General features: G+C 52.2%; 13 protein-coding genes and 1 tRNA gene. 8 read left to right on the top strand and 6 right to left on the bottom strand.

Going from position 1 to position 11,577, the window contains the following annotated elements; all coding sequences use genetic code 11:
• The 7 genes from nadA to JRI89_14545 form a co-directional block, all read left to right on the top strand.
• A partial coding sequence (gene nadA / locus JRI89_14575; GenBank protein MBW2072463.1) for a quinolinate synthase NadA occupies positions 1-269 on the top strand: 269 nt, incomplete at its 5' end.
• A gap of 60 nt (positions 270-329) precedes the next feature.
• Positions 330-860, top strand: a complete 531-nt coding sequence (locus JRI89_14570; GenBank protein ID MBW2072462.1) for a DUF2062 domain-containing protein — start codon at positions 330-332, stop codon at positions 858-860.
• Complete coding sequence (gene rsmA / locus JRI89_14565) at positions 860-1,717, top strand: ribosomal RNA small subunit methyltransferase A (GenBank protein MBW2072461.1); 858 nt, start codon at positions 860-862, stop codon at positions 1,715-1,717. Before JRI89_14570 ends, rsmA begins: the two co-directional genes overlap by 1 nt.
• 275 nt (positions 1,718-1,992) lie before the next feature.
• Entirely contained in the window at positions 1,993-2,364 is a 372-nt protein-coding gene (locus JRI89_14560) for an aspartate 1-decarboxylase (protein MBW2072460.1), read from the top strand.
• 316 nt (positions 2,365-2,680) lie between these two features.
• Entirely contained in the window at positions 2,681-3,850 is a 1,170-nt protein-coding gene (locus JRI89_14555; GenBank protein MBW2072459.1) for a methionine adenosyltransferase, read from the top strand.
• Between the two features lie 134 nt (positions 3,851-3,984).
• Complete coding sequence (locus JRI89_14550) at positions 3,985-5,247, top strand: adenosylhomocysteinase (GenBank protein MBW2072458.1); 1,263 nt, start codon at positions 3,985-3,987, stop codon at positions 5,245-5,247.
• A 101-nt stretch (positions 5,248-5,348) separates the two neighbouring features.
• Positions 5,349-5,436, top strand: a tRNA-Leu gene (locus JRI89_14545).
• A 61-nt stretch (positions 5,437-5,497) separates the two neighbouring features.
• Here the strand turns inward: JRI89_14545 and JRI89_14540 are convergent.
• The 6 genes from JRI89_14540 to aroQ all read right to left on the bottom strand — a co-directional run bounded on the left by JRI89_14540 (position 5,498) and on the right by aroQ (position 10,511).
• Positions 5,498-5,830, bottom strand: a complete 333-nt coding sequence (locus JRI89_14540) for a hypothetical protein (GenBank protein ID MBW2072457.1) — start codon at positions 5,828-5,830, stop codon at positions 5,498-5,500.
• An 85-nt stretch (positions 5,831-5,915) separates the two neighbouring features.
• Positions 5,916-6,809: a ParA family protein gene (locus JRI89_14535; protein ID MBW2072456.1), complete on the bottom strand. Its 894-nt coding sequence runs from the start codon at positions 6,807-6,809 to the stop codon at positions 5,916-5,918.
• 155 nt (positions 6,810-6,964) lie between these two features.
• Positions 6,965-7,198 (bottom strand): hypothetical protein, encoded by a 234-nt coding sequence (locus JRI89_14530; GenBank protein MBW2072455.1) that lies wholly within the window; start codon positions 7,196-7,198, stop codon positions 6,965-6,967.
• A gap of 102 nt (positions 7,199-7,300) precedes the next feature.
• Positions 7,301-8,200, bottom strand: a complete 900-nt coding sequence (locus JRI89_14525) for a ParA family protein (protein ID MBW2072454.1) — start codon at positions 8,198-8,200, stop codon at positions 7,301-7,303.
• A 713-nt stretch (positions 8,201-8,913) separates the two neighbouring features.
• Positions 8,914-9,849 (bottom strand): ParB N-terminal domain-containing protein, encoded by a 936-nt coding sequence (locus JRI89_14520; protein MBW2072453.1) that lies wholly within the window; start codon positions 9,847-9,849, stop codon positions 8,914-8,916.
• Positions 9,850-10,058: 209 nt separating this feature from the next.
• Complete coding sequence (gene aroQ, locus JRI89_14515; protein ID MBW2072452.1) at positions 10,059-10,511, bottom strand: type II 3-dehydroquinate dehydratase; 453 nt, start codon at positions 10,509-10,511, stop codon at positions 10,059-10,061.
• Between the two features lie 518 nt (positions 10,512-11,029).
• On the opposite strand from aroQ, the gene JRI89_14510 reads away from it, so the two are divergent.
• Positions 11,030-11,461 carry a VanZ family protein gene (locus tag JRI89_14510; protein ID MBW2072451.1) on the top strand — a complete coding sequence of 144 codons (432 nt, stop codon included), beginning with the start codon at positions 11,030-11,032 and terminating at the stop codon, positions 11,459-11,461.
• Positions 11,462-11,577 lie beyond the last annotated feature (116 nt).

The following is an 11,577-nucleotide window of genomic DNA, read 5'->3' as shown; positions in this document are numbered from 1 at the left end:
GTACGGGGGGCATGCTGCGCTATGCACGGGATTATAACGGCAAGATGCTGCTCATAGGTACTGAGACAGGCATCCTCCACGCGTTGCGCAAGGTGAACCCACGGGTGGAGTATGTGGCCATTACCAGGAAAAGCATCTGTCCTAACATGAAACGGATCAGCCTGGAGAAAGTGCTCAGGTCTCTCGAGGAGCTCGAACCCCGCATCGAAGTGCCGGCAAAGATAAGGAAAAAGGCTCTTTCAGCCGTTGAGAAGATGCTGGCTATCTGACTCTGCGATAAGTGGGCGGCCTCCCAGCATCCAGAGGAAAACTGCCTTGACAGGAGAGCCATGATACCCCGACTGTGGCAGCGCCAGGCTCTGAGTCCCCGCTTCTGGTGGCAAGAATTTCTCCGGCAGCTTCAGGAGCTGCGGGGGAAACCGCATGAAATTTCACTTGGCATGGCCATAGGGGTATTCATCTCCTTGACGCCTACCATACCCTTTCATACAGTTCTGGCCGTCAGCCTGGCACTGATTTTCAGGGCGAGCAAGCTGGCCGCCGCCCTGGGAGTGTGGCTGAGCAATCCTTTGACCATACCAATCTTCTACTATGCTGCCTACAAGGTAGGACACTTCTTTTTGAGTCGGCCTGAATTCCAACTGCCACCCGACTACTCGCTGCTCACCATCTGTCGACTTGGTGGAGATGTGCTGCTCACCATGCTCCTGGGGGGAGTTATACTTGGAATTGTGCCCGCCATCCTGGCCTATGTCTTGACCTTTCGCTTTACCAATTCACCCCGCTTCCAGGGTTTCAGGCAGAAGGCAGCGGCACAACGAGCAGACCAGGCAGCAAATCCCAACAGGGAGTCGGAGTGATGACATCTCCACGCCGAGCGCTGAAGACTATGGGGCGGAGGCCGGCAAAGAGACTGGGACAGCATTTTCTGGTCAATCCCAGAACAGCAGTCAAAATTGCCGGGGCCATCCAGCCAGGACCAGGAGATTGGGTTGTCGATATTGGTGCAGGCTTTGGAGCCCTCACCGAACCACTGCTGCAAAGCGGTGCCAGAGTTATGGCAGTGGAAATCGATCCGGACCTGGCGCTGTTTTTGGGGAAGAAATTCTCGACTGCGGCTGCTGCCGGTCTGCTTTCTACGATCTGCATGGACATTCTCGAGCTGGATCTGCCGCGTTTGAGCAGCATAGTTGGCAAGAAATTGAAGCTTGCAGGTAATCTGCCATATAACATCAGCAGTCCGCTGCTGTTCAAGGTTATGGAGTCGGCGCAATATGTGGAGAGAGCAGTGTTCATGTTGCAACAGGAGGTTGCCCAGAGGCTGCTGGCTCGTCCCGGCAGCAAGGAGCATGGCATTCTGTCTGTCATGGCCGCCTACCACTGTGAACGAAGTCGGTTGATGCGGCTCAAGCCCACCCAGTTCTATCCGCAACCCCGGGTGAGCTCAATGGTTGTACAACTGCAGTTTCGGCCGTGGCCTGATACGCTGGAGGTAGACCCTGGCTGGTTATTCACCGTGGTGAAGGCAGCCTTTGGCCACCGCCGCAAGACCCTGAAAAACAGCTTGAGAATGAGTGGCCTTCCGGGCCTGACGGCCGAGGTGGCAGAGAAGGCGGCGCGCCAGAGTGGCATCGATCCAGGGTGTCGGCCGCAAAGTCTGGCCCTGGAGGAATTCCTCAAATTGGCCAAGGAGTTGGCATCTCGTCTCGAGCAATAGAACAGCGGAGAAATTTATGGGCCCAGTTGCTTGACGATATATATGGATCATGATAGTCTAAAAATTTCATTGAATATGATCCGCTTGGATCCCCTGGTGGACTGAGACGGGAAATTGGCCAACAGTTCGAAATCATACTGGCAGAGGCAGCATGCCTCTGAAACTGCTGGAACTGTCGAGCCTTCTAGACTACTGTCTTGAAGGCTTTTTGCATGGCCTTTTGCCTGTTGCCAGTGCCAGGACAGAGTAGCATTCAAATGAAAGGGAGCAGGGCCATGCAAAGAATTCTTCTCAAGGCCAAAATTCACCGGGCCAGGATTACCGAGGCAAGGTTGGACTACGAAGGCAGCCTGACAATTGATGCCACCCTCATGGCATTGGCAGACATTGCGCCGTATGAGCAGGTAAAGGTCTATAACCTTTCCAATGGCGAGCGCTTCGATACCTATGCGATAGAGGGCAAGGCGGGCTCAGGAGAGATATGCCTCAATGGGGCAGCTGCCCGCAAAGGAGAACCGGGTGATCTTGTCATCATTACCACCTATGCTCTGTTCGAGGCGGAAGAGGCTGCTTGCCATGAGCCTCGACTGGTATTTCTGGACGAAGCAAACAGACCGGTGGACAGAACAGTGGCAACAGCGGTCTGAAGCTGGAATCATGTCAATCTCCAGGCAGGACTGTGTGGAATACTCCCGGAGGTATGCCCTTTGTGGGCCTGGAGGTTCTTGCTCCTGTGGGAGATGAATGAAGGATGGTTCGGGCAGGTAATTACTGCCTGGAAAGGTCCGGGCTCACTGTTGCCGGTGACAGCGACCTCCAATTCACCGCCCTGCGGTGAAATGGCAGGGCTGGTGAGCATTAGATAATGCGAGTTCTTGTCTCGTTATTCAAGGTTGTTATCTGTACCCAGAATCTTCCTGAGTAAAAGGCTGAGACTCAGGGAGAACAAGGAGGCCCAAGCTCATGTCAATGACTCATTTCCTGTTCACTTCTGAATCTGTGACTGAAGGCCATCCTGACAAGGTGGCGGATTCAATTTCTGACGCCATTCTAGATGCCATTATGGCTCAGGACAAGCAATGCCGGGTGGCCTGTGAGACCCTGGTCACCACCGGTATGGCCATAATTGCCGGGGAGATTACCACTGACTGCTGGGTGGATATGCCCCATATAGTCAGGGATACCATCCGGGAGATCGGCTACAACAATTCCGGTATGGGATTCGACTGGGAAACCTGTGCAGTGCTCACCTCCATAGACAAACAATCCCCGGACATTTCTCAAGGAGTTACTCCGGGTGAGGGTCTTTTTGAAGAACAGGGCGCGGGCGACCAGGGACTGATGTTCGGCTATGCCTGTGACGAAACCCCGGTGCTGATGCCCATGCCCATATACTACGCCCATCGAATAACCCGTCGCCTCGCAGAAGTGAGAAAGACGGGAGTGCTCGATTTTCTCCGGCCCGACGGCAAGGCTCAGGTGACGGTGGAATATGACGCGCATAAGCCGAGAAGGGTGGACACGGTAGTGGTGGCCGCCCAGCACGTTCCCCAGGTAAAATACGACACTCTGCGTGAGGGAATCCTCGAAGAAGTAATTCGCAAGGTAATACCCGAACACATGTTGGACGATCAGACAAAATATTTTATCAATGCCACAGGCAGATTTGTCATCGGGGGGCCCATGGGAGACTGCGGCCTCACCGGGCGGAAAATTATCGTCGACACTTACGGAGGGCAGGGCAGCCATGGAGGAGGTTGTTTTTCCGGCAAGGACCCCACCAAGGTTGATCGCAGCGGCTCTTATATGGCCCGCTACGTTGCCAAGAATGTCGTGGCAGCAGGTCTGGCCGAACGATGTGAAGTACAAATTGCTTATTGCATAGGTGTTGCTGAGCCGGTGAGCCTGATGATAGATACTTATGGCACCAGCAAAATACCCCCTGATCGCATTGCCGAGATCGTCAGAGACAGCTTCAGCTTCAAGCCGGCCGATATGATACGCCACCTCAAGCTCCTGAGGCCTATCTATAAAAAGACTGCCTGTTACGGCCACTTTGGCCGGAATGATCCAGATTTTACCTGGGAGAGAACGGACATGGCTGACGAGCTTCGGGAAAAGGCAGGCTTGTGAACAGCTACTGTTGATGCTCGCTGATGACTTGAAGAGGTGCCTGCAACGCATTGCAGAGGTGGCAGGTGTCTCTGGCAGAGGGCAGGAGAGACAGAGTCTATTGAAGGATGTCGTGAAAGGAGGATTAGGATTCCATGGGAACTCCATATGATGTCAGGGACCTGGAGCTCGCAGCAACTGGAAGTAACAGGGTAGAGTGGGCCGCACAAAACATGCCCGTGCTCAATGCCCTGAAGGAACGTTTTGCCAGAGACAAGCCACTCGAGGGAGTGCGAATCGCTGCCTGTCTGCATGTCACAACCGAGACGGCCTGTCTGATGCAGACCCTCAGGGCCGGTGGAGCCAGGGTGCACCTGTGCGCCTCCAATCCCCTCAGCACCCAGGACGATGTGGCAGCGTATCTGGCAGCAGAGGAGCAGATACCGGTATTTGCCATCAAGGGTGAAGACCGTGATACTTACTATCGCCATATCCACCAGGCCCTGGAAATCGGCCCGCAGATCACTATGGACGACGGTGCTGACCTGGTGAGCACCATTCATGCGGAAAAACGACAATATCTAGAGGAGATCATTGCCGGCACCGAAGAGACCACCACAGGGGTGATTCGCCTGCGGAGCATGGCCGAAAAAGGAGTGCTGGCATACCCCATTGTGGCAGTAAACGATGCCAATACCAAACATCTTTTCGACAACCGCTACGGTACTGGCCAGAGCACAGTAGATGGGATCATCCGCGCAACCAACAGGCTTCTGGCCGGATCGACCTTCGTTGTTGCAGGCTACGGCTGGTGCGGCAGAGGGGTGGCCATGCGGGCCCGGGGGATGGGTGCCAAAGTAGTCATCACTGAAGTGGATCCTCTCCGGGCTTTGGAGGCTGTCATGGACGGCTACCAGGTGCTTCCCATGCTGCAGGCGGCAAAGAAGGGGGATTTCTTCTGTACGGTAACCGGAGACATCAAGGTGATCCGACGCGAACACTTTGCGGTGATGAAAGATGGAGCCATCGTGTGCAATTCGGGTCATTTCAACGTGGAGATCGATCTGCAGTCCCTGGCAGAGATGGCCGAGGCTAGACGCCTTATCCGTGAGCATGTGGAGGAGTATCGTCTGCGAGACGGCAGGCGCATCAACGTACTGGGAGAGGGACGTCTGATCAACCTGGCCGCAGCTGAAGGGCATCCTTCCAGTGTGATGGACATGAGTTTTGCCAATCAGGCGCTTACTGCTGCTTACATAATTAAGAATGCGGCTTCTCTGGAAAAAAAGGTCTACAGTGTGCCCGAGGAAATTGACAAGGAGATTGCCGCCCTCAAGCTCACCGCCATGGGCGTTGAGATTGATGTGCTCCTGGCGGAGCAGGAGAAGTATCTGGCATCCTGGGACATGGGTACCTGAGCGCTGCGCATAGCAACGTGGTAATCTGCTACGGGGTCTGGAGAAAGCCAAATTTCATTGACAGGCAAAAAGAAGCATCGCTATAATCAGCAAAACATAGTGCCGGAGTGGTGAAACTGGTAGACGCGCTGGACTCAAAATCCAGTGGGCCGTGAGCCCGTGCGAGTTCGACTCTCGCCTCCGGCACCAAACCGGAAAACAGCAAAGGGATCCTGCAGATTGGGATACCTTTTTCTGTCTTATGGTTCGGTCAATCACCTTTTCGATCCGGCATTTCAGGTAGGAAATCTTCCAGTGAAAAGCAGGCAGCTGGAGCAGTTGAGGCGGCAGACGGACTTTTGTCGGAACCTTCTTCCTGCCGGGTGATGTGCTCAGATTCTGGAGTGTCATCCACTGCTTTCAACATCCTCTCCAACCGTACCAGGTGGGCTCTAAAGATTCTTTCCCGGCCACTCCTTTTGGCGGGATTCTTCACCCCCTCATATTCGAAATGGGCCAGAGTTTGGCGAACGGTGTCACCAGATCTTTTAGACTGTTCTGACAGAAAAAAGTGGGATATGTTCGAAATGTCTCTTTTCGGCATGCTGTTATCCATTTAAGGTAATAGCTGAAATTAGGGGGATAAATGCGGCGGCACTGACCACCCTCACAGAAAGAATTCTTGTGGTTCACATCCGCTGCTTTTGCTGGTCAAGGACGTCCCAGACAGCTGTCCAGAAGGGTTTGTCGACTTTGGCCGGCTCGGGGAGCATCTCGCTGAGCCTCAGTTTGTGAAAGTCCACTGGAACGTACTTTTTCGCCTTTATCCTTGTTTCCTGCTGGATGATTTCTTTTGCCAGGGCATAGTAATCGCGAAAAGCCGGGCATTGCCTGTCGTACTCGAGGATGGGTTTCCCGAGGCTTGCAGCCTCTCTCAAAGCAGTGCACATGTTGATGATCGTCTCGAAGCAATTGCGGGGGAATCTGGCCCGCAGTGTTTCCACCACACGTCTACAGAAATTGGTTCGGCGGTCCACATTGGTGGCAAGGATCTTTATTGAGAGCCGATGCTTTGCTCTTTCTTCGATCAGCCGCAGAGTCTCGAGGAGCATATCGAGGCCCTGAAGTGAGAAGAAGCTGGAGTCAACAGGGATGATTACCTCTTTTGAAGCCATCAGCCCGTTAAAAGTCAGAAGGCCCACGCTGGGAGGGCTGTCAATGATTGTATAGTGATAGTCAGCCTGGACGTTTTTGAGATAGCGCTTGAGCTTGAATTCCCGACCTCGCACTCCGGCCATTACCTGTTCAAAGGCGCTGAGAACCACATCGCTAAGGATTGCGTCAAGATTCTTCCTCACAGGCTTGATGGCCCTGCTTATGGGAATTTCTCCCAGCAAAACCTCGTAGATACTGTTTTCTATCTGGTCGGGCCTCACCCCAAATCCGAGCGCTGAATGCCCCTGGGGATCCAGATCAATCAAAAGGACCTTTCGCTTCATGGCCGCCAGGAAGCTGGCCAGATTTGTAGCAGTGGTGGTTTTGCCACAGCCTCCTTTTTGATTGACAATAGCGATTGTTCTCATGGCTCTTCCTCACTCGCAAAAGTGGTGGAATTGCAATCCTGCCCATGGGTCGATGCGGTGAAAGCCCCTGGCACTTCCCTCAGAATTGCGGAGGCCACAAAATGCCAGGCCTGCAAGTTTTCTCTTTCCTTCTTCGTTGAATTCCCTCGGGTCTGCTATATTCCTCTTTTGGCAAAGTACTCCTCGAGGGCCTTCTCCACAATAGTGCGTTTAGTAACCCTTCCTTTTCCAGTGAGGTTCTGTTTCTTTCTTGGATCCGTTTTTACCTGGTAGATGAGTTTAAGCATTCTGAATTCAAGATCCTGTCGGATCTGCACATAGAGCCGAACCAGCTCCTGCCCCTGTTTGCTGCTGGTTGCGGCAGCTGTAGTTTTGTCTAAATTTTTCATGTCTGCTCGACGTTCCATAAAGTAAGCACAAGTACCAGTCCGTGAAGACGATGATCTGTGCAGTTGCTGTTCCAGCAGAATGTCATTGCGGGAAAATGTGGGCTAGAGGCGAGCCGCCATTTTCCCTCCGCTTGCAAGTTTAACTCGGTCCTCTGGTGGAGGCGGTTCATCCTGGCTGTCCATCTGCTCATCAAATGCCTCGTGACTGGCCAGGAACACCGTTTCTGTATCTTCTCTCCCTCCATTGATTCTTTCGAGCAGTTCCTCGGCGAAAAGCCTGAACTCAATTGCCGCAACATCCTTTGGCCTGTATTCGGTGATGCCCTTTCGAAATGTTGGGCTCTCCGCATAGCGGATTCGTTTGTTGAGTCTGCGGTTGAACACCAGCTCACCATAGTTGTCTCTGAGAACCTGTTCGAGTTTCTGCTCGAGAACAGTTTTCCTGCCGTCAACCTGGTTGAGGACAATACCAAGAATTCTGAGATTGCGATTCAACCTCAGACGCGTTTTTCTTATTGTTGCCAGAAGATCTTTCATACCCACGAGCGCGTAAGGATTGGGCTTGGTGGGAATGAGTACGTAGTCTGCTGCGTTGAGGGCGGCGATGTGAAGGTAGCCTATGGACGGCAGACAATCTATGAGCACGTAGTCAAATTTGCGGGATGATTCTTGCTGCTGCCAGGAAGCGAGAACCTCACGTAAACGATATACTACTTGGAATCCTCTTTCAGAGAGCGTTGCCAGGGTTACGTCGGACCCCAGCAGATGCAGATGCTCTGCAACCTTCTGGGGAAAGGGAGGTCTTTCCTGGTAAATGTCGATAACGTTGGCTTCGAGGGCGCTGGGATCTTCCAGCAGAGAGGCAGTGAGATTTCCTTGCGGGTCGTTGTCCACCACCAGCGTGTTCCACCCTTGTGATGCAAAGAGTTTGGCGAGGTTAAAGGTAAGCGTGGTCTTGCCGACTCCTCCCTTCTGGTTGGCAACAGCTATTGTGGTCATCATTCCAGCCTTTCTTGAACCGATATTTCAGCAAGCACATCTGACGCCATGCAGGAAATATCAGGGGAAGAGCGTACTGTCTGCGTCTGGAAGCACAGAAAAGAACGCCAATTGCAGAAAATTGTGGAAGTAGTGAAGCGCCGGGTTCCTTGCACAAGATCACTCACAGGGGAACAACCACACACATCCCAAACACAATGACGTCAAAGGAATTTATCTCTTGCCGTGAATCAAGTGCGTCCAACGTTTGAAGTCATGCCCTTGTTTCTTGTCTCAGGAAACTGCTAGTGTACCACACGCCTCCCCACTGGAGACATACTATCTCATTACTCATGAAGAGCGCTATTCTACAATGGTAGTACCTCGGAGGAAGTCATATTTCTCAACAACTACTGATGATGCCCAAAAAATTTTATTGATGATATAGGTATTTATATAAAAGTGCAAGTAAAAAAATCGCTGTAGAGTACCAGACTTAGCTGAAATATTTCACGAATTGTTGTCGTCAAATGGTGAGATGCGCCTGAGTCCCAGCCACAATAGTTCTGGCTTGCCAGGGTTCCTGAAGTCAGCAAGCATGCCTGGCAAGAACGGCGGTTTCCAGACAAGGGTGAAAATGCCTGCGCCCGCAGCGCGAGAGGGCAAAAGTAGAGCTGCCAACGTCCATAGGTTCCCGGACGCAGGCCCAGGAGCAGTCTCAATAAAGTTGTACTCTTCTAGCTTCCCAAAATATTGCGGATTTGCAGCAGTTCTTCCACGAAGTCCTCGGATTCGGGACCTTCAGGAGACAGAGGCTCCTGGAAGCCTTTGTCGGTTCGGCTCGACTCTTCTGAGACAGAGACCACTTTAGCCCCGCTGGTTTCAAGGATACGGGAAGCCACCTCGGTCAACTTCCTCAGATTTGCCAGAAAATCCTCTGGAATATCTTCGGAACCTCTGGAACTGTCAGCCTTTTTCAGCTGGGTTGTAAGTTTCTTGATCTGCTGGTTCAGGGTGTCTATGTTCAGTTCCGCTGGTGTTCGGTGGTTCTTCTTATAGGTTTTCTGGCTCCTCCGCAGGTGGTAGATATTGAGAATTCCTTCCAGGATAGACTCTTCAGGCAGGGACCTCAAAATCTTGCCTGCTTCTTTGGCCTCTTTCCTGTTGCTGACAATTACTGATTTTGCTTTGAACTTTCTGCCGTCGGCTCCCACAAAGGTCTCAATATGGGGAATCTCCCCGGAGGCGGTGATTTCTTTTCTGACCGCAGAGACCGTCTTGTGGTCCACTCCAGCTATGTTGGCAATTACCCTGTTGCTCTTCTCGGGGATTTCTTTTAATAGTTGCACAACCATTTCCCGGCGCTGTTTTTGATTCAGTTGCCGCCGGCAAAGATTCAACTTCCAGGCGTGCTCTCTTTTCTGCTGTTCGCTGAGCCCGGCTCTGACGATCATTGGATAAGGAATGCCCAGATCTTCGCAGATCTTTGCCCGGTGGTAGCCATCAATTATCTCGCCGTGCTCATCAACCTCAATCGGAACAAGAATGCCGTTTTCGGCAATGTCTTCTTTTAATGCCTGGTACTCATCGTTGCTCAGCGGCGGCAGCACTTGATATTTTCCGGTAGCGCCGCGATATTCCTCTTCTTTATGTTGATCATGTGCTTCAGCCAAGGTTTCTCTCCTCTTGTCAACGGTGAAATATTCTATCCACACCTTCTTTTACGGATTATCCAGGAAGTGTCAAGTCAAAGGGTGCAGCCTAGACAAATAATTTCAGCCAACTTTGCACCTTGGAGCCAAAAGTCATGTTTGTCTCCAGTTTGCCTGAAGTGCAAACATAGCGGGCCCGTCTTGCCAGGGGCTCTCAGTGGCCGGATATGTCAGGCGGTTTCTGCTGTCTGCAGCAGTTCGGCCACGGCCCTGAGAGCGAGCATGTAGCTATGCTTGCCGAAGCCGCAAATCTGGCCTCTACTGACAGGCGCCAGAACTGAATGACGGCGAAAGTCCTCTCGCGCATAAATATTCGACAGATGCACTTCGACTATGGGAATGTCGAGCAATTCCAGGGCGTCTCGAATTGCATAGCTGTAGTGGGTCCAGGCGCCTGCATTGATAATGACTGCCCTGAAATCGGCTGCGCGCCCCTGGTGTATTTTTTCCACCAGCTTTCCTTCGTGATTACTTTGAAATGTCTCCACTGACAGTCCCAGTGAGGCACCGAGCTCCTGCAGTTCTCCATCTATTTCTTCAAGATTTGCCCTGCCATACTGGCGCTGATCTCTCGTTCCCAGCATGTTCAAATTAACCCCGTGGAGTACCAGCACCTTTTTCATCATCTTTCCTCCCGTACGAATACTAATGGGCTTGTGCTTGTAGGGGCACGGTCCCATGTGGCCTTGTCTATAATATTAACCTCGATTGCACCGATCCTGGCTAAAAATTGTCCAAAAGTCTCAAATGATCATGCTTGTTGCAGAAAATGACAGCTGACATGCGCACTTGCTCCAGCATGCAACAGACATCTTCGTCGAGCTCTTCTCAAATACCATGGTGTTTCCTTTAAAGCTAGTGCGGATATTTCCTTGATCGGACGACGGCTTGCTTGCCAGGCAATCAGGAGGACTCACCCCATTGGCAATCATGCCTGCTTGATGGATGTGGATATCGAATCCGCAGGGTGTACTTTTGTCAAAGTGTTGCCAAAGCACTTGCGTATAATAGGTGAGCCTGGCCCGAGGGTCTAGAGCCACTATTTTCTGAGGCCAGAAAGTTGTCCCAGTAAACTGGTACCCTTGTAAATAGAGTCGTTTTCTGTAATATAGCCGTGTGCTGGGAAAACTCTGTTCAAGAAATGATTGACATACCGAGGTCCGACATTCACAGATTTTGCTTCCCCCGAATGTGGCTCATTGGCGGCTGGCTGTATGTGGCGTTGATTATTGTTCTCTCTTTGATCCCGACCCCGCCGCCGGTTGCTAGTTTTCCCCTGTCTGACAAGGCGGGGCATTTTCTCGTCTACATGATGCTGATGTTCTGGTTTGCTCAGCTTTACCGCGAGCTCGCCTGGCAGGTGTGCTTCTGCCTGGTTTTTATTCTTATGGGTGCTGCACTGGAGGCGGCCCAGATCATGGTGCCAGGTCGCAGTTGTGAGTACGCGGACGTGGTAGCCAACAGCCTGGGTGTAGTATTGGGTGCTCTGGCAGCGAGAACCTTCGCAGGAAACTTTCTGGCGTTCCTGGATGCGAAGCTTGGCCGCTTTATCCACTGGTGCCACAAACTATAGCCGCCAGAGATAATTCGTAACTGGTCAGGGGACCATGTTGTTCCTCTGCCTTTGCTTGCCTTCGGGCTGCAACAGGAGTCTGATATGGTACGGCGCAATTTGGCCCTTGGCATATG

The organism is Deltaproteobacteria bacterium (assembly GCA_019309045.1).
In the GTDB taxonomy this organism is placed as follows: Bacteria; Desulfobacterota; Syntrophobacteria; order BM002; family BM002; genus JAFDGZ01.
This window is presented reverse-complemented; position numbering and strand designations above follow the sequence as displayed.

What these genes read in the sequence shown, in the direction of transcription:
- JRI89_14540 (MBW2072457.1), bottom strand. Translation starts at nt 5,830, where the DNA reads ATGCCGAAAAGAGACATTTCGAACATATCCCACTTTTTTCTGTCAGAA.
- JRI89_14560 (MBW2072460.1), top strand. Translation starts at nt 1,993, where the DNA reads ATGCAAAGAATTCTTCTCAAGGCCAAAATTCACCGGGCCAGGATTACC.
- JRI89_14570 (MBW2072462.1), top strand. Translation starts at nt 330, where the DNA reads ATGATACCCCGACTGTGGCAGCGCCAGGCTCTGAGTCCCCGCTTCTGG.
- aroQ (MBW2072452.1), bottom strand. Translation starts at nt 10,511, where the DNA reads ATGAAAAAGGTGCTGGTACTCCACGGGGTTAATTTGAACATGCTGGGA.
- JRI89_14510 (MBW2072451.1), top strand. Translation starts at nt 11,030, where the DNA reads ATGATTGACATACCGAGGTCCGACATTCACAGATTTTGCTTCCCCCGA.
- JRI89_14535 (MBW2072456.1), bottom strand. Translation starts at nt 6,809, where the DNA reads ATGAGAACAATCGCTATTGTCAATCAAAAAGGAGGCTGTGGCAAAACC.
- JRI89_14530 (MBW2072455.1), bottom strand. Translation starts at nt 7,198, where the DNA reads ATGAAAAATTTAGACAAAACTACAGCTGCCGCAACCAGCAGCAAACAG.
- JRI89_14555 (MBW2072459.1), top strand. Translation starts at nt 2,681, where the DNA reads ATGTCAATGACTCATTTCCTGTTCACTTCTGAATCTGTGACTGAAGGC.
- JRI89_14550 (MBW2072458.1), top strand. Translation starts at nt 3,985, where the DNA reads ATGGGAACTCCATATGATGTCAGGGACCTGGAGCTCGCAGCAACTGGA.
- JRI89_14525 (MBW2072454.1), bottom strand. Translation starts at nt 8,200, where the DNA reads ATGATGACCACAATAGCTGTTGCCAACCAGAAGGGAGGAGTCGGCAAG.
- rsmA (MBW2072461.1), top strand. Translation starts at nt 860, where the DNA reads ATGACATCTCCACGCCGAGCGCTGAAGACTATGGGGCGGAGGCCGGCA.